General features: G+C 65.1%; 18 protein-coding genes and 2 tRNA genes. 9 read left to right on the forward strand and 11 right to left on the reverse strand.

Going from position 1 to position 19,204, the window contains the following annotated elements; genetic code table 11:
• Positions 1 to 300 precede the first annotated feature (300 nt).
• The 5 genes from AC2EBU_RS02045 (at position 301) to AC2EBU_RS02065 (ending at position 4,957) form a co-directional block, all read left to right on the forward strand.
• Positions 301 to 543 carry a hypothetical protein gene (locus AC2EBU_RS02045; RefSeq protein ID WP_484608720.1) on the forward strand — a complete coding sequence of 81 codons (243 nt, stop codon included), beginning with the start codon at positions 301 to 303 and terminating at the stop codon, positions 541 to 543.
• A 161-nt stretch (positions 544 to 704) separates the two neighbouring features.
• The gene (locus AC2EBU_RS02050; RefSeq protein WP_484608721.1) at positions 705 to 1,271 is read left to right on the forward strand and encodes a DUF2062 domain-containing protein; all 567 of its coding nucleotides are present in this window, start codon (positions 705 to 707) and stop codon (positions 1,269 to 1,271) included.
• A 140-nt stretch (positions 1,272 to 1,411) separates the two neighbouring features.
• Positions 1,412 to 2,827, forward strand: coding sequence for a tRNA adenosine(34) deaminase TadA (tadA, locus tag AC2EBU_RS02055; protein ID WP_484608722.1), 1,416 nt, complete (start codon positions 1,412 to 1,414; stop codon positions 2,825 to 2,827).
• Between the two features lie 60 nt (positions 2,828 to 2,887).
• Positions 2,888 to 3,844, forward strand: a complete 957-nt coding sequence (locus AC2EBU_RS02060) for an LD-carboxypeptidase (RefSeq protein ID WP_484608723.1) — start codon at positions 2,888 to 2,890, stop codon at positions 3,842 to 3,844.
• A gap of 177 nt (positions 3,845 to 4,021) precedes the next feature.
• Positions 4,022 to 4,957: an FHA domain-containing protein gene (locus AC2EBU_RS02065; protein ID WP_484608724.1), complete on the forward strand. Its 936-nt coding sequence runs from the start codon at positions 4,022 to 4,024 to the stop codon at positions 4,955 to 4,957.
• A 50-nt stretch (positions 4,958 to 5,007) separates the two neighbouring features.
• Here AC2EBU_RS02065 and AC2EBU_RS02070 read toward each other — a convergent pair whose 3' ends face one another.
• Positions 5,008 to 5,595 (reverse strand): lysophospholipid acyltransferase family protein, encoded by a 588-nt coding sequence (locus AC2EBU_RS02070; RefSeq protein WP_484608725.1) that lies wholly within the window; start codon positions 5,593 to 5,595, stop codon positions 5,008 to 5,010.
• A 138-nt stretch (positions 5,596 to 5,733) separates the two neighbouring features.
• Between AC2EBU_RS02070 and AC2EBU_RS02075 the strand changes: the two genes are divergently transcribed.
• From AC2EBU_RS02075 to AC2EBU_RS02085, 3 genes are read left to right on the forward strand one after another with little or no spacing between them, the layout of a single operon-like run.
• Positions 5,734 to 7,425 (forward strand): FAD-dependent monooxygenase, encoded by a 1,692-nt coding sequence (locus AC2EBU_RS02075; protein WP_484608726.1) that lies wholly within the window; start codon positions 5,734 to 5,736, stop codon positions 7,423 to 7,425.
• Positions 7,426 to 7,446: 21 nt separating this feature from the next.
• Positions 7,447 to 7,638: a DUF2783 domain-containing protein gene (locus AC2EBU_RS02080; protein WP_484608727.1), complete on the forward strand. Its 192-nt coding sequence runs from the start codon at positions 7,447 to 7,449 to the stop codon at positions 7,636 to 7,638.
• Between the two features lie 52 nt (positions 7,639 to 7,690).
• Entirely contained in the window at positions 7,691 to 10,066 is a 2,376-nt protein-coding gene (locus tag AC2EBU_RS02085; protein WP_484608728.1) for a YgiQ family radical SAM protein, read from the forward strand.
• Positions 10,067 to 10,084: 18 nt separating this feature from the next.
• On the opposite strand, the gene AC2EBU_RS02090 is transcribed toward AC2EBU_RS02085, so the two are convergent.
• The 3 genes from AC2EBU_RS02090 to pobA all read right to left on the reverse strand — a co-directional run bounded on the left by AC2EBU_RS02090 (position 10,085) and on the right by pobA (position 13,036).
• Positions 10,085 to 10,702, reverse strand: coding sequence for a DUF2059 domain-containing protein (locus AC2EBU_RS02090; protein ID WP_484608729.1), 618 nt, complete (start codon positions 10,700 to 10,702; stop codon positions 10,085 to 10,087).
• Between the two features lie 77 nt (positions 10,703 to 10,779).
• Positions 10,780 to 11,700: a CoA transferase gene (locus AC2EBU_RS02095; protein WP_484608730.1), complete on the reverse strand. Its 921-nt coding sequence runs from the start codon at positions 11,698 to 11,700 to the stop codon at positions 10,780 to 10,782.
• Between the two features lie 163 nt (positions 11,701 to 11,863).
• Complete coding sequence (pobA, locus tag AC2EBU_RS02100; RefSeq protein ID WP_484608731.1) at positions 11,864 to 13,036, reverse strand: 4-hydroxybenzoate 3-monooxygenase; 1,173 nt, start codon at positions 13,034 to 13,036, stop codon at positions 11,864 to 11,866.
• A gap of 143 nt (positions 13,037 to 13,179) precedes the next feature.
• On the opposite strand from pobA, the gene AC2EBU_RS02105 reads away from it, so the two are divergent.
• The gene (locus AC2EBU_RS02105; protein ID WP_484608732.1) at positions 13,180 to 13,953 is read left to right on the forward strand and encodes an IclR family transcriptional regulator domain-containing protein; all 774 of its coding nucleotides are present in this window, start codon (positions 13,180 to 13,182) and stop codon (positions 13,951 to 13,953) included.
• A 44-nt stretch (positions 13,954 to 13,997) separates the two neighbouring features.
• Here AC2EBU_RS02105 and AC2EBU_RS02110 read toward each other — a convergent pair whose 3' ends face one another.
• From AC2EBU_RS02110 to AC2EBU_RS02140, 7 genes are all read right to left on the reverse strand, one after another.
• On the reverse strand, positions 13,998 to 14,711 hold the full coding sequence (locus AC2EBU_RS02110; RefSeq protein WP_484608733.1) for an ABC transporter ATP-binding protein: 714 nt from the start codon (positions 14,709 to 14,711) through the stop codon (positions 13,998 to 14,000).
• A 1-nt stretch (position 14,712) separates the two neighbouring features.
• A complete protein-coding gene (locus tag AC2EBU_RS02115) occupies positions 14,713 to 15,474 on the reverse strand; it encodes an ABC transporter ATP-binding protein (protein WP_484610095.1) in 762 nt (253 codons plus the stop codon).
• Positions 15,475 to 15,535: 61 nt separating this feature from the next.
• Positions 15,536 to 16,534 (reverse strand): branched-chain amino acid ABC transporter permease, encoded by a 999-nt coding sequence (locus AC2EBU_RS02120; RefSeq protein WP_484608734.1) that lies wholly within the window; start codon positions 16,532 to 16,534, stop codon positions 15,536 to 15,538.
• Positions 16,535 to 16,544: 10 nt separating this feature from the next.
• A complete protein-coding gene (locus AC2EBU_RS02125; protein WP_484608735.1) occupies positions 16,545 to 17,408 on the reverse strand; it encodes a branched-chain amino acid ABC transporter permease in 864 nt (287 codons plus the stop codon).
• Positions 17,409 to 17,476: 68 nt separating this feature from the next.
• Positions 17,477 to 18,667 carry an ABC transporter substrate-binding protein gene (locus AC2EBU_RS02130; RefSeq protein WP_484608736.1) on the reverse strand — a complete coding sequence of 397 codons (1,191 nt, stop codon included), beginning with the start codon at positions 18,665 to 18,667 and terminating at the stop codon, positions 17,477 to 17,479.
• A gap of 316 nt (positions 18,668 to 18,983) precedes the next feature.
• A tRNA-Arg gene (locus AC2EBU_RS02135) sits at positions 18,984 to 19,060 on the reverse strand.
• 37 nt (positions 19,061 to 19,097) lie between these two features.
• Positions 19,098 to 19,174, reverse strand: a tRNA-Pro gene (locus AC2EBU_RS02140).
• Positions 19,175 to 19,204 lie beyond the last annotated feature (30 nt).

The following is a 19,204-nucleotide window of genomic DNA, read 5'->3' on the forward strand; positions in this document are numbered from 1 at the left end:
GCATTGTGCCCAAGGCAAGCCTCGCGGCAAGGTCATTGTAGAAATTTGAGCAATGTAATGGCCGATAACATGCGCAGATTGGTTGTGCTTGCTCGACGGTAAAGCTGACGGTGTGGACGACCTTGGATTGTCTGTTGGCGTCGTCTCACTCAATGCAACACGAAACGAAGACTTTGAAGTCTTCGCTCGGGTTGACAATTGAGTGGGAATGAACTTGGCCGGTGGTGCGGAGAACCAAGCGATCCGGCGCTGTATGGGCCGGGTCGGCCTGCCCAAGCCGCGGCAGGAAGGAGCGACCCCATGAAAGGCATCTTCGGACTGGTGGGCCTGCTGGTGGCCCTGGCCATCGTCGGGGTGGTGGTCAAGAAACAGCTCGACACCTCCTCGCAGCGGGTTCCGGCGCTGGCGCCGCCCGTTCCTGGCGGCGCGGCCTCTGCGCCTGCGACCACGGTGCGCGAGCAAAGCCAGCAGGTGCAACAGCAGTACAAGCAGGCGGTGGAGGGGCTGATACAGCAGCCACGGCCGATGCCCGACGAAAAATAGAAGCTGCCGCGCCGGATTTATGGCTAAACCGGGTCTTTCCCAGCGCGAAATAGTGTATTGATGCTACCGTTTTGGTAGCGTGTCGGTGAGATCGAAAGATGGCGCTCTGGTCGTTTCTCCCGCCCCGGGTCCGGTTTTGCGCTTGCGGGTAGCATCGCGACATGCGTGAATGGTTCCAGAAAAGAATTCCCACCGAAGAGAGCCTGAAGTCCAAACCCGGCCTGCGCTGGCTGGGCCCGCTGTTGCGTCGGCGCTGGCTGTGGCACCTGAACCGCCGCACCGTGTCGATTGGGGTGGGTGTGGGCGTGTTTTTCGGTTTTCTGATCCCGATCATGCAGATCGCCGGCGCGGCCATCTTCGCGGTGGTGCTGCGGGCCAACCTGCCGGTGGCGGCCGTTTCCACTCTGGTGTCGAACCCGTTCACCTATGTGCCCATTGGTCTGATGGCCTACAAGACCGGCATGGCCTTGATGGGCGAGGCGCTGGATCCCCAGGCGCTGGAGGCGCTGGCCAGCGGCTCGGGAGCCGAGGCGAAGGCGCAGGTCGAGACCAGTTGGGCCGATACGATTGCCGAGGTGGGCAAGCCCTTGTTCCTGGGCCTGGCGGTGTTTGCGGTGGTGGGCGGGCTCAGTTCCGGGTTGCTGGTCTATCTGATCTGGACGGTCGCGGCAAGGTCCCGACGGCGACGGCGATTGCTGGAATTCCGGGACCGGATGAACCGGACCTGAAGGCCTGCGCCGAGCTGCCGGACCGCCCGGTGATTGGCGCCCAAAGCGCCTTTGCGGGTCGATTGCAAGCATAATAGCCCAATACCCAGCGTAAAAAGGTCGTTGTTTGCTATGCTTTCAGGATTGATCGGGCGTCTGCCATGACCGTCATCGGGGCTCCCGACGGGCACTGGATGCGCTTGGCGCTGGCCGAGGCCCTGGCGGCCGCCGTGGACGGCGAGGTTCCGGTGGGCGCGGTGGTGGTGAAGGACGGTATCGTCATCGGCCGGGGGCGCAACGCGCCCATTGGCACCCACGATCCCAGCGCCCACGCCGAAATGCGGGCGCTGCGGGCGGCAGCGCGGCACCTGGGCAACTACCGGCTGGACGGCTGCACGCTGTACGTGACGCTGGAGCCCTGCGCCATGTGCAGCGGCGCGATGCTGCATGCCCGCCTGGCGCGGGTGGTGTACGGCACGCCCGATCCCAAGACCGGCGCCGCCGGCTCGGTGCTGAACCTCTTCGCCGAACCGCGGCTGAACCACCAGACCCGCGTCGACGCGCTGGCCGATCCTCATCTGGCTGCCGAATGCGCGGCGCTGCTGACCCGTTTTTTCAAGGAGCGACGCATGCCTGCCCCGTTTCCCCTGCGCGACGATGCGCTGCGCACACCCGATGCCGCCTTCGACGCTCTGCCCGGCTACCCCTGGGCGCCGCATTACCTTAACGATCTGCCAGCCCTGAGCGGCCTGCGCCTGCATTACCTGGATGAAGGGCCCCGCGAGGCGCCGCGCACCTGGCTGTGCCTGCACGGCAACCCGGCCTGGAGCTACCTGTACCGCAAGATGATTCCGGTCATGCTCGATGCAGGCGACCGCGTGGTGGCGCCCGACCTGATCGGCTTCGGCCGGAGCGACAAGCCAAAAAAAGACAGCTTTCACGCCTTCAGCGCGCACCGCCAGGTGTTGCTGGAGTTCATCGAGCGGCTCGACCTGAAGAACGTGGTGCTGGTGGTGCAGGACTGGGGCGGGCTGCTTGGGCTGACGCTGCCGATGGCGGCGCCGCAGCGCTACCGGGGTCTGCTGGTCATGAACACCACGCTGGGCACCGGCGATTCGCCGCTGTCGCCCGGTTTTCTCGCGTGGCGGGAGATGTGCGCGAAGAACCCCGAGTTCGGCGTCGGCCGCCTGTTCGCGCGCGGCAACCCGCAGATGAGCGCCGAGGAGTGCGCCGCGTACGACGCGCCGTTCCCCGATCGGGGCCACCGCGCCGCCTTGCGCGCCTTTCCGCCCATGGTGCCGGATGCGCCGGATGCCGATGGCGCGGCCGTCTCGCGGCAGGCGCGCGACTTCTGGCGCGATGACTGGACCGGCCAGACCCTGATGGCCATCGGCGCGCAGGACCCGGTGCTGGGCGAGCCGGTGATGCGGGCGTTGCGCGCGGTGATCCGCAACTGTCCCGAGCCGATGGTGCTGCCGCAGGCCGGGCATTTTGTGCAGGAGCACGGTGAAGCCATTGCGCGCTCGGCGGTGGCACACTTCGGTACCGACGGATTCCGTCCGACCGCGATAGTCTGAGTCGGCATGAGCCGTGGCCATCGCGCCTGCGGCCCGACGCCCGATCACCGAAAGCCTGTCATGAGCCATATCTATATCTACTCTCCAGCCGGCGCGGTGCGCGACAAGGCCGCTTTCCGTCGTGGTGTGAAGCGCCTCACGGCTTTGGGCCATGCGGTGGAAGTCGACGAAGCCGCTTTGGCGAGCCATCAACGGTTTGCCGGTGACGACGCCACGCGGCTCGCCGCCATCGGGCGCGCCGCCGACAGTGGGGCCGATGTCGCACTGATCACCCGGGGTGGCTATGGCCTGACCCGGATCCTGCCAGCGCTGCCGTACAAATCCATCACACGATCGAGCGAACGCGGCATGCGCTGGGTGGGGATGAGTGACTTCACCGCATTGCAGCTGGCGGTGCTGGCGCGCACCGGGGCCGTGACCTGGGCCGGCCCGGCATTGGTGGGAGATCTCGGGACCGAGGACGAACCGGACGACATCATGATGGCCTGCCTCGACGACCTGTTGCGCGGCCAGGGGGAGGGAACCGGCTGGCGCCTGCCGGCCGAGCGGCGTCCGAAGACTCCTGATTCGATAGCAAAGAGCGACCTTTCTGCGAACGGTAACGAGGAAAAAGGCATCCGAAATGCCCGGTTGTGGGGCGGAAACCTGTCGGTGCTTGTTTCGCTGCTGGGTACCCCGTTCTGGCCGGAGGTACCTGGCGGCATCCTCTTTCTGGAAGACACCAACGAGCACCCGTACCGGATCGAGCGCATGTTGACGCAGTTGCTCCATGCGGGGGTGCTGGGTCGCCAGAAGGCGGTGCTGCTGGGCCAGTTCGATCCTTACCGGCTGGTGCCCCATGACCGCGGTTTCCGGCTCGCCAGTGTGGTCGACTGGTTGCGCCAGCAGATCAAGGCGCCGGTGCTGACCGGGCTTCCTTATGGCCATGTGCCCACCAAGGTGCTGCTGCCGGTGGGGTCGACCGTCGATCTGGTCGTCCAGGGCCGTGAAGCCTTGCTGGTCTGGGGCGATGTCTGAGCCGGCCGTGCGCGGCCGCCGCTTGGGCCCGGCCGGTGCGGCGTCCGTCGTATTGCCACAACGGCTTTGTCGACTCTGGTCGACTCGTCGGGTTGCTCTGGGGCAGTGCCGGAAGCGACAGGCGCTTTTCGTTAGACTCGGGTGCAGTCTTTTTGCCTATTGCATCCTGTTGCCCGCATGAGCGTGTCCTCCACCGTTGTCTTTGCAGACCTGACCGGCAGCACCGGCGTGTTTGAAGCGCTGGGCAACGAGAAGGCGACGCAGGCCATCACCCGGCTGACACAGCTCATTGGCGAGACCTGTGTGCTGCACCGGGGCCGGGTGGTCAAGAACCTCGGCGACGGCGTGCTGGCTTTGTTCGGCGATGCCGACTCGGCCGTGCGCGCGGTGGTCCAGTTGCAACGCGACCACAATACCCGCATCCAGAACTGGCCTCCCAAACTGCGCATGCAATTGCGGGTGGGTGTTGCCGTCGGGCCGGTCGTCGAGGTCGATGGGGACACCTTCGGCGACCCGGTGAATCTGGCGGCGAGGCTGTCGGATCTGTGTGGTGATGCCGAAATCTGGTTGTCCGGTGTGGCCCGCGCAGACCTGGAAGTCCCGCCCGGCGCCCGACTGCGTGACCTCGGTCCGGTATCGATCCGTGGTCTGTCCGAGCCGCGCGAGGTGTTGCAGGTGGAGTGGCAGGACAACGAGCCCACCGACATGCTCACGGTGCCCGCCCCGCTGGGCATGCCACCGCCGCGTACGGACCCGATGCTGGGGCATATTGAACTGAGCTGGCTGGATGTGCATGCCGCGTTCACTTCCGGGCAGATGCCGATTCACCTGGGGCGGCATGCCGAGTTTGCGGTGTCGGACCAGCGGGTGTCACGCCAGCACGCCCGCATCGACTGGACAAAGAACACCTTTGTCCTGACCGACCTGAGCAGCTACGGAACCTGGGTGCGATTTGCCTCCGGTGACGCCGAAATCGCACTGCGCCGACAGTATTGTGTGCTGGTGGGCGAAGGGGAAATTGCGCTGGGCGCCCCGTTTACCGATTTTTCCGCACCCATTGTGCGTTTCCAGCTCGGGCGCTCGGGGGTCACGCTCAGCCACCAGCGCCGCTGAACGCCCGCCCGGTGCCGGTTGCGGGCCTGGGGGCCCCACCGGCGGCCGGTTCAAGCGGCGAATTGGCTGGCGTTGCGGCCCTTGAAAGGGGCGTAGAAGGCCTTGATGGATTCCATGTCCCGCTCGACATCGCCGGTCGGATGAAAGACCGGGCCCAGACCGGCGCGCTTTTCGGCGTAGTCCATATAGGCCATCACGATGGGCACGCCCGCGCCCAGGGCGATATGGTAGAAGCCGGTTTTCCAGTAACGGGTCTTGCTACGGGTGCCCTCGGGGGGGACCACCAGTTGCAACGGGCCGGCAGCGGCGCGGATGGCTTCGACCGACGCGGCCACCAGATTGTTGGACTTTGACCGGTCGACCGCGATTCCGCCCAGCCAGCGCATGAAGGCGCCAAAGGGCACCCGGAAGATGCTTTCCTTGCCCATCCAGTACAGGTTCAGCCGCAGCGCAAAGCCGGTCATCAGCGTATAGGGCAGATCCCAATTGCTGGTGTGGGGGGCGGCGATCAGCACCGCCTTGTCGGCGCCTGGCGGCAGCTCCCCCTCGATTTTCCAGCCCTTCAGGCGCAGGATGAACAGGGACAGGCCGCGCAGCAGCGTGTTGACAACAGGGGTGGTGAAAATGGTGCGGTGCATGTCCCGACTGTACGCGATGGCCTTCTTGAGGTCGGTCAAGACGACGGGCAAACTCGCCGGTATGCTACAGCCCGGTCCGAGCCATGCCGCGCGACGGGTGGTCGCCTGCGGTCAACGGCCCATCGGGGAGAATCATTCATGCATCAGCCCACGCGGCATCCGCGGCCGTCCATCTATTACCACTACACCGTGCACGAGCCCTGGCTGCCGGCGCGTTACCCCGGCCAGCCCCGCAGCAAGGTGGTGATCGCCGGGTCCGGCCCGGCCGGCATGGTCACCGCGCTGGAGCTGGCACGGCACGGCGTGGCCAGTGTGGTTCTCACGGCGGAGCTGCAGTTTTCCCAGGGCAGCCGGGCCATCGTCTTCACCCGCCGGTCGCTGGAAATCCTGCAGCAGGTCGGTGTTGCCGACCGGCTGAGCGCCATGGGGTTGCCGTGGCGTTTCGGCAATTCGGTCTACCGCGGGCGCCGCGTGTTTCGCATGGAGGCCCCCCACGATGTCCACGACCGCTTCTTTCCCATGCTCAACATCCAGCAGCAATACCTGGAAGAGTTTCTCTATGAAGCTTGCGCTGCGCAGCCGTTGATCGATTTTCGCTGGGGCAACAAGCTGGTCAAGGTCAACCGGCGCGCCGACCACGCGCTGCTGCTGGTCGATACCCCCAAAGGCACCTACGAGCTGGAGACCGACTGGCTGGTCGATGCCACCGGGGGCCGCTCGGCCGTCCGCTCGGAGCTGGGTCTGAGCATGGAAGGTGCCAGCTACGAGGGCTTGTTTGTCATTGCCGATATCCGGGTCGATCTGCCGCTGCCGACCGAACGTCTGGCGTTTTTCGACCCGGACTGGAACCGGGGCAATACCGTGTTGATGCACCGCGAACCCCACGGCATCTGGCGGGTGGACTACCAGCTCAAGCCGGGCGAGTCGCCGGAAAAGGCGCTTCTGCCGGAGGCGCTGAAACGGCGAATCGACGCCCAACTGGGCATGATCGGCTACGCCGGCATCAGCTGGGAGCTGGACTGGTGCTCGGTCTATTCGGCGCGGGCCATGACCTTGCCCGACTACGTGCACGGGCCGGTGCTGTTTGTCGGTGATTCGGCCCATCTGTTGCCGATCTTTGGCGTGCGGGGCGCCAACACCGGCTTTCAGGACGCCCAGTCGCTGGGCTGGCAACTGGCGCATGTGGTCAAGGGTCTGGCGAGCAAAAGGCAACTGGACAACTACAGCGCCGAGCGGGTCGGGGCGGCGCGCGAGATCATCGAGGAGTCCGGAAAAAGCACCCGTTTCATGACGCCCCCGAGCGATGGCTTTCGTCTGCTGCGCAATGCGGTCCTGTCCTTGTCGCTCAGTCAGCCCTTTGTTCGGCCGCTGTTCCACTGGCGGACCTCGCGCCCCCACGAGTACGCCCGATCGTCGCTGAATTGTCCCGGTGACGACAACGCGCTGTTCACCGACGGGCCGGCCCATGGCGCGCCGCCCCGCAATGTTCGTCTGGGTCCGGACGATTTTCTGCTGGACCATCTCGGCGGCGGGTTTGATCTGCTGCTTTTCACCGCCGCCGATGCGCTCCCAGAGCCGATTCGGGCGGTGGTCACGGAGGCCCGTGCCCGGGGTCTGGTGATACGGGTCAGCGCCGTCGGAACGGCCGGGCCGGTGGACGGAGCCGACCAGTGTTTCGCCGACAACGACGGGGCCTTCCGGCAGCGCTGGGGGGTACCGGCCAGCGGTGCTGCCTATCTGCTGCGCCCCGACCAGCATGTCTGCGCGCGCTGGATGACACTGGACGCAGGCCGTCTGCAAGCCGCGCTCCAGCAGGCCCTTGTGCAATAAGCCGACAGGATCCGCCCCACCATGACCAAAACCCACAGCCTCAGCCTGCCGGACCTGGAATCGGTCTACGACCAGCTGGCCCTTGCCATCGACACCGCCGGTCCGGAAAAGGCCGAGCTCTTTCTGGCCAAACTCGCGTTGCTCAATGCCCAGGCCCTGGGGGATGCTGCGGTGTTTTCCCGCCAGATCGACGCCGCCCTGAAAGACCTTTGAATCCACGCCGGCCGGGGGCACACCGTACACTGCGCGCTGCCGTGTACCCGCCATGAACGCCCCCGTCGACGTCTCCTTTTTTCCGCGCGCCGCCAAGCCGCTGGCCAGCTACCGCCCCTACTGGGCGAAACGCTTCGGCACGGCGCCGTTCCTGCCGATGAGCCGGGAGGAGATGGTGCAGCTGGGCTGGGACAGCTGCGACATCGTGCTGGTGACCGGCGACGCCTACGTGGACCACCCCAGTTTCGGCATGGCGGTGATCGGCCGGGTGCTGGAGGCGCAGGGCTTTCGCGTAGGCATCATCGCCCAGCCGGACTGGCACAGCGCCGAGCCGTTCAAGGCGCTGGGCAAACCCAACCTGTTCTGGGGCGTCACCGCGGGGAACATGGATTCCATGATCAACCGCTACACGGCCGACCGCAAGATCCGCAGCGACGACGCCTACACCCCCGGTGATGTGGGCGGCAAACGGCCCGACCGGGCGGCGATTGTCTACAGCCAGCGCTGCCGCGAAGCCTTTTCCGACGTGCCGATCGTGCTGGGCGGCATCGAGGGCAGCCTGCGCCGCATCGCGCATTACGACTACTGGAGCGACAAGGTGCGCCGCTCCATCGTGGTGGACGCCAAATGCGACCTGCTGCTGTACGGCAACGCCGAACGCGCGCTGGTCGAGGTGGCGCACCGGCTGGCGGCCAAGGTGCCGGTGCAGGACATCACCGACGTGCGCGGCACGGCGTTTGTGCGTCGCAGCTCGCCGCATGCACCGGACACCGAATGGACCGAGATCGACTCCACTGAGGTGGATCAGCCCGGCCCGGTGGAAAGCCACCTCAACCCCTACCAGACCACGGCGGAGCAGGCGGCGGAACGGGGCGGAACCTGCGATCCGTCGAATACTCCTGATTCAGTAGCAAACAATGACCTTTCCACGGTGGGTATCGGCCAAAAAGGCTTGAAATCGGTCGAGACACCGGTGTTTTTCGCTCCCAATCCGGCGCTGCGGAGCAAACGCCCGCCGCGCGAGCGCACCGTGATCCGCCTGCCGAGCTACGAGCAGGTCAAGATGGATGCGGTGCTCTATGCCCACGCCAACCGCGTGCTGCACCTGGAAACCAACCCCGGCAACGCCCGCGCGCTGGTGCAGGCGCACGGGGAGGGCACCACCGCGCGCGACGTCTGGCTCAACCCGCCACCGATTCCGCTGACCACCGCCGAAATGGACTGGGTGTTCGGCCTGCCCTATGCCCGCAGCCCGCACCCGGCCTACGCCGATGCCCAGGGCAGCCATGACGGCGCGACCAAGATTCCCGCGTGGGAGATGATCCGCTTCTCGGTCAACATCATGCGCGGCTGCTTTGGCGGCTGCACCTTCTGCTCCATCACCGAGCACGAGGGCCGCATCATCCAGAGCCGCAGCGAAGACTCGGTGATCCAGGAAATCGAGGACATCCGCGACAAGGTCCAGGGCTTCACCGGCGCCATTTCCGATCTCGGCGGCCCCACGGCCAACATGTACCGGCTGGGCTGCCGCACACCGGAAATTGAGGCCGCCTGCCGCAAACCGAGCTGCGTCTACCCCGGCATCTGCCAGAACCTGACCACCGACCATGGCCCGCTGATTTCGATGTACCGGCGCGCCCGGGCGCTGAAGGGCGTGAAGAAAATCCTGATCGGCTCCGGCCTGCGCTACGACCTGGCGGTGAAAAGCCCGGAGTATGTGAAAGAGCTGGTGCAGCACCATGTCGGCGGCTACCTGAAGATCGCGCCGGAGCACACCGAATCCGGCCCGCTGTCCAAGATGATGAAGCCGGGCATCGGCAGCTACGACCGCTTCAAGAGCCTGTTCGACAAGTTCAGCGCCGAGGCGGGCAAGAAGCAGTTCCTGATTCCGTATTTCATCGCCGCCCACCCGGGCACCACCGACGAAGACATGATGAACCTGGCGGTGTGGCTGAAGAAAAACGGCTTCCGCGCCGACCAGGTGCAGACCTTCTACCCCAGCCCCATGGCCACCGCGACGGCGATGTACCACACCGGCCTGAACACGCTCACCGGCGTGCACCGGGATGAACGCGGCGAAACCGTGGACGTGGTGCGCGGCGAGCGGCGCCGGCGCCTGCACAAGGCCTTCCTGCGCTACCACGACCCGGCCAACTGGCCACTGCTGCGCGAGGCGCTCAAGACCATGGGCCGGGCCGACCTGATCGGCAACGGCAAGCAGCACCTGATCCCGACCTGGCAGCCGCTGAACGACGACGGCTACCAGAGCGCGCGGCGCAAGAACAGCACACCGGCACCGGCCAAAGCGGCGCCGGTGAAGCCGGTCAAGGGCCGCCTGCTGACCCAGCACACCGGCCTGCCGCCCCGTTCCGCGGGTGGCAGCCGCCCCGGCAGCCCGGTGGGCGGCGGCAAACGCGGCGGGCGCTGAACGGCGGGCCGTGCCGGTTCAGCGGCTGGCGGCTTTGGCGGGTGCTGAGGCCCGGGCCGCGGGCTTGGGCGCGGAGGCGGCGCTTGCCTTGTTGTCGGCGGCAGCGGGGGTGATGCCCAGACGCCGCGAAACCGATTGTTCCAGGACGGCGAGTTTGGCCTGAACGGCCGGGCGGGTCTCGGCCACCAGTTTCTCGCCGAGCGCTTTTTGCATGTCACCGCCCAGTTGTTCGAATTTGGACCAGGCCGACGATTCCAGCACGGCGATGATCTGGCGCAGCTCGTCCTCGGTGAACTTCTCGCGCAGGATCGGCCCCACGGTCGACGGTGCCAGCTGGACCGCCTTTTCGCGCACGATCGGGGCAACCTCTTCGGCGTAGGTGCGCGCGTCGGCCCGGATATCCCGGGCGACTGCCTCCCGGCGTTCGGCCGGCACCCGTCCTGGCAACGCTGCGCCGGCCTGCTCCAGCAACTGGGCGGCCGGCTGCTCGGCAAGCGATTGTGCAAGGCTCTCGATCGCAGGTTTCTGCAGCGTGAGGATTTTGCCGATCAGTTCGTCTTTGGCGCCGCCTTGGGCGAACGCTGTTCCGGTAACCAACAGCAGGGACAGGAGGAGAGGGGGGTAAGGTTTGTGCATGCGGCATCTTACCCTGCGGTGGTGTGGCTCCGATCAGGCGTCCGCGCGGCGCGCCGCCGCCTCCGGTGCGCCGCGCTTCAGGCCATGGTGTGCAGCGGAATGTCCATCTCCAGCGCCAATGTGTCGAGCTGTTTGCGGGTGCGGGCCAGCAGGAATCGGGCGATGGCATCGTGCGTGGCTTGTTCGAACAGGGTCAACAGCGAGGGCATGGCCACGCCGGCGGCCGCACACAGAGCGGCCGCGAAATGCGGCTCCAGGGCGGCCACGGCCACGCGCCCGTCTTTGCACGGGTAGACCCGGTAGCCGGCATGGGCGCCACCGACGGCGCCGCTCGGCTGGGTCAGCCCCCAGGTACGTGGCAGGGCCAGCCAGGCGGCGGCGTCGCTCAGCGCCACCTGCTGAAAGCTCCCTTTGCCACTGGTTTTCTGTGCCAGCACGGCCTTGAGGGCGGCTTCGCTGGCCATCAGGGCGCCACCCATATCGGCAAACAGCGTCGGCGGCAGATCCAGCCCGGTCACCAGACCGGCGTCGGCCAGATAGGTCAGGTCGTGCCCGGGCTCTTCGGCGCGCCCGCCGGGGGCGCCCACAATGGCCACGACAGACAGCGCGGGATAGCGGCGCCGCAAAGCCTTCCAGCCCAGGCCGAGTTTTTCCAGGGCAGACGGGCGGAACGAGGTCAGCAGAACGTCGGTGCGGGCCAGTTCCTTGTGCAGGCTCGCCTGGCCTTTTTCCGTTTTCAGGTCGACCGTGATGACCCGGATGCCGGTGTGCATGGTGTCATAGGCGCCGCGGTTGTACTGCCCCATCGGATCGCCCGATGCGCCACGGGGTCCGGGGGGTTCAGCCTTCAGGCAAGTCGCGCCCATGGCCTTGAGACGCATCATTGCCGCCGGCCCGGGCAGGTTGAGCGCCAGGCTGAGCACGCGGACGCCGCGCAGCGGCTTCAGTGTCTTCAGCGGGGCGGATGAGGTAGGGGCAGGGCGGCGGGGTGTAGTCATTGCGGTGTACTATGAAAAGAATAGCTGAAAGCGACCTTTTTGCGCTGGGTATTGGCCATTTTGACCAGAAAACCAGTGGGCAGGCCTCCACGGACGCGACAAGGGGGCCAAGAGGGCCCCCATTATTGCGTCGCGCGGCCCGCGGGCGGGCGGTGGTGTGTGGTCAGAACGGCAGGCCGACGTAGTTTTCGGCCAGCGAGCCCTGGGCTTTTTCCGACGAGAACAGGTAGGCCAGCTCGGTGTCCTGCAGCTTCTGGTCGTAGGCCAGGCTGTCGGGGAAGGTGTGCAGCATGGTCGTCATCCACCACGAGAAACGCTGCGCCTTCCACACCCGCGCCAGCGCCTTGGCCGAGTAGTTGTCCAGGCCCGAGTCGTCACCGTTCTTGTAGTGGGCGACCATGGCGTGGTAGAGGTAGTAGATGTCTGACGCGGCGCTGTTCAGGCCCCGGGCGCCGGTGGGCGGCACGATGTGGGCGGCGTCACCGGCGAGGAACAGGTTGCCGTAGCGCATCGGCTCGGCCACGAAGGAGCGCAGCGGCGCGATGGATTTTTCGATCGACGGCCCGGTGATCAGGCGCTCGGCCACGTCGGCGGGCAGGCGGCGCTTGAGTTCGTCCCAGAATTTCTCGTCGGACCAGTCCTCCACCGAGTCGGACAGCGGCACCTGGATGTAGTAGCGGGAGAGCACCTGCGAGCGCAGCGAACACAGCGCAAAGCCGCGTTCGTGCTTGGCGTAGATCAGCTCGGGCGACACCGGCTTGGTGCGCGAGAGCACGCCCAGCCAGCCGAAGGGGTAGACCTTTTCGTATTCCTTGAGCACGTCGCGCGGAATGGACTTGCGGCTGACGCCGTGAAAGCCGTCGGCGCCGATCACATAGTCGCAGTCGATGCGCACGATCTCGTCGCCCATGCGGTAGGTCACGTAGGGGTTGGCGCTTTTGAGGTCGTGCGGCTGCACGTCTTCGGCGTTGTGGATGACCTTGCCGTTCATCCGGTCGCGCGCTTCGTACAGGTCGCGCGTCAGTTCGGTCTGGCCGTAGACGACGACCGAGCTGCCGCCGCTGTATTTGTGCAGGTCCACGCGACGCATGGCGCCGTTGTCGGAGATGAAAAAGCCTTCGTGGATCTCGCCTTCCCGGTCCATGCGCTCGCCGCACTGGGCTTCGCGCATCAGCTCGGCAAAACCGTGCTCCAGCACGCCGGCACGGATGCGCGAAAGCACGTATTCACGACTCTGGCGCTCCAGCACGACGGTGGCTATGCCCTTGAGGTGCAAGAGCTGGGACAGCATGAGGCCGGACGGGCCGCCGCCGATGATGGCTACCTGGGTGCGCATGGGAAAGTCTCCTGGGGTGTTGTGGAACGGTTGCAGAGAACTGTACGGACGTGCTCTCCGCAGCGCCACCACTTGGTGCGGTCATTGTGCGATGATCGTGCACTTCGCGCGATCACCGCGCAACACTTGATCCGAGGCCACACATGGACATCGCCAAGGCCGATTTCATCGAGGGCATGGCCAAGGGGCTGGCGGTGCTGGAGAGTTTTGACACCGAACGCCAGCGCCTGAACGCCACGCTCGCCGCCCAGCGCGCGGGCCTCACCCGCGCCGCCGCGCGCCGGCATCTGCTGACGCTGGCGCACCTCGGGTATCTGGAAACCGACGGCAGTTATTTCTGGCTGGCGCCCAAGGTGCTGCGGTTTTCCGGCAGTTACCTCGCGTCCGCCCGCTTGCCGCGGGTGCTGCAGCCGACGCTGAACCGGCTGGCCGCGCAGACGCAGGAGTCGTTTTCGGCGGTGGTGCTGGACGGCGCCGAGGTGGTGATCGTGGCGCGCAGCGGCCAGCTGCGCCTGCTGGCCTACGGCCTGCACCTGGGCGCGCGGCTGCCGGCGCACGCCACCTCCACCGGGCGGGTGCTGCTGGCCGCGCTGCCGCCGGCGGCGTTCGAGACCTGGATGGGCGGCGGGCCGGATGGCGAGCGCCCGTTGCCGCGCCTGACCGCCCGCACGGTGGTCGAACCTGGCGCGTTCCGGGCGCTGATCGAGCAGGTGCGGCGCGACGACTGGTGCGTTGCCAGCGAGGAACACGAACTGGGCATCCACGCGCTGGCGGTGCCGGTGCGCAACATGCAGGGCCACACCGTCGCCGCGCTGAACGTGGTGGCCCCCCCGGCCCGCCTGGAGCCTGCGGCGATGCAGCGCGACCTGCTGCCGCTGCTGCTGGACGCGGCGCGGGAACTGCGGCCGCTGGTGTGAGGGGTGCCGGCAGGGGTGCGCCGACGCAGACTGCAAAGGTCCGCTCAGACCCCAAGGTGTTGGGCGAGGCGTTCGGGCTCGGACAGGAGCTCGTCGGAGCTGCCCGCAAACACCACTTCACCCTTGACCAGAATCACGTTGCGGTCGGTGATCTGGGTGACGTGACGCCAGTTCTTGTCCACGATGATGCTGCTGATGCCGCTTTGCCGGATCAGCCCGCAGATGCGCCAGATCTCGCGCGCGATCAGCGGGGCCAGGCCTTCGGTGGCTTCGTCCAGGATCAGTACGTCGGGGTTGGTCATGAGCGCGCGGCCGATGGTCAGCATCTGCTGCTCGCCGCCGCTCAGTTGCTGGCCGCCGTGGTTCAGCCGCTCGGCAAGGCGGGGAAATGTCTCCAGCACCCGTTCGTAAGTCCAGTCCCGTTGGCCGCCGGTACCCGGACGCGCCGCCATGCGCAGGTTTTCTGACACGCTGAGGTTGCCAAAAATTCCACGCCCTTCGGGCACGTAGGCGATGCCGCTTTGGGCGACTTCGAACACCGCCAGATCGCGGGCCGGGCGTCCTTTGATCTCGACCGACCCGGCGCGAGGTCGCACGATGCCCATGATGCTTTTCAGCAGCGTGCTTTTGCCCATGCCGTTGCGACCCATCAGGCCGATGGTCTCCCCCCGGTCGACGTGGAAATTCACTCCGCGCAGGATGTGGCTCTGTCCGTAATAGCTGTGGATGCCTTGCACCTCAATCAGTCGCTCGCCCATGTCAGTGCGCCTCCCCGAGATAGGCGGCCTGTACCGTCACGTCAGCGCGCACGGCTGCCGGTGTATCGCTGGCGATGACCTGGCCGTTGACCATCACCGTGAGGTGATCGGCGACCGCAAACACGGCGTCCATATCGTGTTCCACCAGCATCATCGCGTGGTCGGCCTTCAAGCCCAGCAGCAACTGCACCATGCGTTCCGCCTCCATCGTGCCCATGCCGGCCAATGGCTCGTCGAGCAGCAGCACCTGGGGCTCGGTCGCCAGGGTCATGGCGATCTCGAGCTGGCGCTGTTCACCATGGCTGGCAGCGCCGGCGATCGTGTTGCGACGACTGCCGAGAAGTGCCAGCTCCAAGGCCTTTTCGGCGCGCTCATTGACGACGGCGCGGGTTGCCGCGCGGGTCAGCCAGGCCAGTGGATTGAACGCGAACGGCTGGTTGCGCGATTGCGCGGCGAGGCGGATGTTCTCCCAGACCGTGAATGCCGGAAAGATATTGGTTTTCTGGTAGCTGCGGCCCAGTCTCTGTCGGGAGATGCGTTCCGGGTTCCAGCCGGTAATGTCCTGTCCGGCAAGGGTGACGGTTCCCTCGGTCGGGGGCAGGTCGCCGGACAGCAGGTTGGTCAGCGTCGATTTGCCCGCGCCGTTGGGGCCGATGACACCGTGGATACGGCCTTGCCACAGATCCAGGTTGACCTGGTTCACGGCTGCCAGGCCACCGAACCGTTTGGTCAGTTGCCGGGCTGTCAGGACCAGCCCGGGCATTGTTCCGGGGTGGTTTGGCGTCCATGCCTGGATCTCACCGGTCGCGGTGGCCGTCACAGCTTCAGTCATCGCCGGTCTCCTTGCGCTGCAGCCATCGCGCCAGCAGACCCAGAATGCCCCGCGGCGCCAGGATGACGATGGCGACAATGAACAACCCCATCCATAGCTGCCAGTGTTTGCCCGTGCGGAAGGAGCCGATGTCGGGCAGGTCCTTGAACAGGTGCAGCAGGTATTCGAAGGCGAAGGCTCCGACGATGGCACCGGCAAAGTTTCCCATGCCGCCCAGGATCACCATCATGATCGCGTGGGCGCTCATGTGAAAGCCCATCAACTCCGGGTTCATGAACCCGGTCTGGGCAGCCCACAGATAGCCAGCCAGACCCGCCAGTGCTCCCGCCAGTGTGAAGGCTGCGAGCTTGTGCGAAAAGCTGGCAAAACCCAGAGCCCGCATCCGGTGCTCGTTGGCACGGATGCCCGCCAGCGCCCGGCCGAAGGGAGAAAACAGCAGCCTGCGCAGGAAGGCGTAGGTCGCCACCAGACAGGCCAGGGTGAACCAGAAGAAAACCCGTTTGTCTTCCAGGTCGAACAGTCCGGCATCGGGCTTGAAATTGAGGTACAAGCCATCGGAGCCGCCCAGCGCCTTGATGTCAAAGAACAGGAAATACACCATTTGCGCAAACGCCATGGTGACCATGATGAAGTAGATGCCGTGCGTGCGGACGACAAAAAAGCCGATCAGCAGGGCCGCCAGCGCGGACGCCCCTACAGCAAGCGGCAAAGTCCACCACAGGCTGACCGCCTGGCCCGAAGGCGTCATGAAGGCGAGGGCATAGCCGGCGAGGCCAAAGAACGCGGCGTGGCCGAGAGACACCAGGCCGGTGACACCTTGCAGCAAGTCCAGACTCATCGCGAAGATGGCCATGATCATCATGCTGGTGACCAGCCCGATGGTGTAGTCGGCGCCGAACACCGGCACGGCCGCGAGGCCGATCAGGGCGACGGCCAGCATCAGCGTGAGGCTGCGCGGCAGGGTTTCCAGTTGGGCTTTGGGGGCGCTCATGGTCGTTTGTTCAGGCTTTGAAGAGGCCTTCGGGCTTGTACAGAAGGACCAGGGCCATCAGCATGTAGACCAGCATGCCGGAAACCTGCGGCAGGAGTACCTTGCCGAACGTGTCGACGAACCCGACCAGCAGTGCGGCGATCAGCGCGCCGCGTACCGAACCGATGCCGCCGATCACCACCACAACAAAACACATGATCAGCACACTGCCCCCCATGTTGGGGTAGACGCTGGAGATGGGGGCGGCAATCATCCCGGCAACCGTTGCCAGGCCGACACCCAAAGCGAAAACCAGTGCGTGGATCAGGCGGATGTTGACGCCGAGCGCTTCCGTCATTTCATGGTTGAAGGCGCCGGCACGGATTTTCATGCCCAGTTTGGTCCGTGAAATCAGCAGATACAGGCCAATGGCCAGCACGATACACAGTCCGCTCATGAACAACCGGTAGACCGGGTAGGAGAGGGTGTCGGTCAACGGAATGGACGCCGCTAGAAGCGCTGGCATGGCGACACCATGGACATCGTCGCCCCACAGGATGGAGCGCATCTCTTCAAAGATATAGATCAATCCAAAAGTCAGCAGCACCTGGTCCAGATGGTCGCGGTGATAGAAGTGCCGTATCAGCACTTTCTCCAGCAACAATCCAAAGGCCACGGCAAGCAGGGTGCCAACAACGATCGCCAGGGCGAAACTCCCCAGACGGGCTGCCAGCGACCAGGCCAGATAGGCCCCGAGCATGTAAAAGCTGCCGTGGGCGAGATTGACAACACCCATGATCCCAAAGATCAGCGTCAGGCCGGCCGCCAACATGAACAGCAACAGGCCGTACTGCACACTGTTGAGCAGCTGGATCAGAAAACTGGCGAAATCCATCGCATGTTCCAGAAAAAGGGCGGTGTGGCCAGGAGGCCGACACCACCCATGCGGCAGTGAGAAGGCCGTCAGGTCGCCATGCGGCAACCGGCCCCTGAATCGGACACGGCTTTTGCCGCAATTCCGATCACCTTGTTTTCTTTGCCTTCGACCTGGCGCAAGTAAATGTCCTGCACCGGATTGTTGGCCTTGCTGAGTTTGAATTTGCCGCGCGGGCTGTCAATGGTGGCGTTTTGCATCGCCGCATACAGCTCTTTCTTCTTCGTGAGGTCACCCTTGACTGCATTGGCACCTTGCAGGAGCAACAGGCCGCTGTCATACCCTTGCACGGAGTAGACGTCAGGTTGCATCTTGAATGTCTTGGCATATTCCAGACGGAACTGCTTGTTGCGTGGGGTATCCAGCGAATCGCTGTAGTGCAGTGTGGTGAGGATGCCGTTGGCCGCCTCGCCTGCGGCGTCCAGCACGCCCTCGGTCAGGAATCCGGAGCCATACAGCGGGATGGTGCGGTTGAGGCCTGCCGCGGCGTAGTCCCGAATGAACTTGGCGGCCCCCGCACCGGCAAAGAAACAGGCAACAGCGTCCGGCTTGAGTGCGGCGATCTCGGTCAGAAGGGCCTGGAATTCGACGTTGGGGAACGGAAGTCCAAGTTTTTTGACGATCTGTCCTCCTGCGGCGGTGTAGCTCTTCTCGAAGCCTTCAAAGGCTTCGTCGCCAGCGGCATAGCTCCAGGTGATCCAGACAGCTTTCTTGTGGCCGCGGTCGACCATGACTTTGCCCAGGCCGAGAGTCGGCTGAGAGTTCGTGAAGCTGGCGCGAAAGACATTGGGCGCACATTGTTCGCGGGTGGCGACGTGGACGCCCGCATTGGGGATGATGTTCAGCACGCCGGACTCGCGGGCTACGCGGTGGATGCCCATCTGGACCCCCGAATGGACCGTACCGATCAGCACGTCCACTTTGTCGCGCTGCACCAGGCGTTGGGCATTTTCAACGCCTTTCGCCGGGTTGGATTCGTCGTCCACCTTGAACCACTCCACTTCGCGACCGCCGAGCTTTCCACCCTGTTCATTGAGTGCCATGCGGAATCCGTTCTCGATCGCAACACCCAGTTGGGCAAATGCGCCGGTGTACGGCAGCATCAATCCGACCCGGATCTTGTTGCCTTGGGCGCGCGCCAGTTCAGGCAAGAGCAATCCGGATGATGCAGCCCCGATGAGAGCGGCACTACGGGAGAGTACGAGGCGACGAGTGGTCATGAAAATCTCCGGTTGTTTAGGTCTAAAGTAAATCTAACCCAAGTGCGGCAATTGCCGCTCCTGACAAACCCTAGCCGGGCTGGGTTTTGGCGCAAGGCGCTTATGGGAAATCCGACAGGATTTGCCTGCAAGAACACGCACTATATTGCACATTCGCCAAGTTGCTAGCAGGGTAAACACCGATCTTCGAAAGGTCGGTGATATAGAAACGATAGCTAGAAGCGACCAAAATACGCTGGATATTGGCGAAAAGACGGCTTTTTTGGGTGGGGCTGCATCTCGACTCGGCGCGCCCGGAGTGTGGCCTGAAGACTTGTGGCCTGCCCGGAGGGACTCGAACCCCCGACCTACGGCTTAGAAGGCCGTTGCTCTATCCAGTTGAGCTACGGGCAGATGGATAAAAGGCCCACCGAGGTGGGCCCTTGTTCCTTGGTCGGAGCGGCGGGATTCGAACTCGCGACCCTCTGCTCCCAAAGCAGATGCGCTACCAGGCTGCGCTACGCTCCGACGAATCCCGCATTCTACCCGAATCGACCA

The organism is Curvibacter sp. T50 (assembly GCF_057219955.1).

Bases quoted from the DNA above. Each gene is read 5' to 3' on its own strand.
- AC2EBU_RS02045 (WP_484608720.1), top strand. From the start codon at position 301: ATGAAAGGCATCTTCGGACTGGTGGGCCTGCTGGTGGCCCTGGCCATC.
- AC2EBU_RS02050 (WP_484608721.1), top strand. From the start codon at position 705: ATGCGTGAATGGTTCCAGAAAAGAATTCCCACCGAAGAGAGCCTGAAG.
- tadA (WP_484608722.1), top strand. From the start codon at position 1,412: ATGACCGTCATCGGGGCTCCCGACGGGCACTGGATGCGCTTGGCGCTG.
- AC2EBU_RS02060 (WP_484608723.1), top strand. From the start codon at position 2,888: ATGAGCCATATCTATATCTACTCTCCAGCCGGCGCGGTGCGCGACAAG.
- AC2EBU_RS02065 (WP_484608724.1), top strand. From the start codon at position 4,022: ATGAGCGTGTCCTCCACCGTTGTCTTTGCAGACCTGACCGGCAGCACC.
- AC2EBU_RS02070 (WP_484608725.1), bottom strand. From the start codon at position 5,595: ATGCACCGCACCATTTTCACCACCCCTGTTGTCAACACGCTGCTGCGC.
- AC2EBU_RS02075 (WP_484608726.1), top strand. From the start codon at position 5,734: ATGCATCAGCCCACGCGGCATCCGCGGCCGTCCATCTATTACCACTAC.
- AC2EBU_RS02080 (WP_484608727.1), top strand. From the start codon at position 7,447: ATGACCAAAACCCACAGCCTCAGCCTGCCGGACCTGGAATCGGTCTAC.
- AC2EBU_RS02085 (WP_484608728.1), top strand. From the start codon at position 7,691: ATGAACGCCCCCGTCGACGTCTCCTTTTTTCCGCGCGCCGCCAAGCCG.
- AC2EBU_RS02090 (WP_484608729.1), bottom strand. From the start codon at position 10,702: ATGCACAAACCTTACCCCCCTCTCCTCCTGTCCCTGCTGTTGGTTACC.
- AC2EBU_RS02095 (WP_484608730.1), bottom strand. From the start codon at position 11,700: ATGACTACACCCCGCCGCCCTGCCCCTACCTCATCCGCCCCGCTGAAG.
- pobA (WP_484608731.1), bottom strand. From the start codon at position 13,036: ATGCGCACCCAGGTAGCCATCATCGGCGGCGGCCCGTCCGGCCTCATG.
- AC2EBU_RS02105 (WP_484608732.1), top strand. From the start codon at position 13,180: ATGGACATCGCCAAGGCCGATTTCATCGAGGGCATGGCCAAGGGGCTG.
- AC2EBU_RS02110 (WP_484608733.1), bottom strand. From the start codon at position 14,711: ATGGGCGAGCGACTGATTGAGGTGCAAGGCATCCACAGCTATTACGGA.
- AC2EBU_RS02115 (WP_484610095.1), bottom strand. From the start codon at position 15,474: ATGCCCGGGCTGGTCCTGACAGCCCGGCAACTGACCAAACGGTTCGGT.
- AC2EBU_RS02120 (WP_484608734.1), bottom strand. From the start codon at position 16,534: ATGAGCGCCCCCAAAGCCCAACTGGAAACCCTGCCGCGCAGCCTCACG.
- AC2EBU_RS02125 (WP_484608735.1), bottom strand. From the start codon at position 17,408: ATGGATTTCGCCAGTTTTCTGATCCAGCTGCTCAACAGTGTGCAGTAC.
- AC2EBU_RS02130 (WP_484608736.1), bottom strand. From the start codon at position 18,667: ATGACCACTCGTCGCCTCGTACTCTCCCGTAGTGCCGCTCTCATCGGG.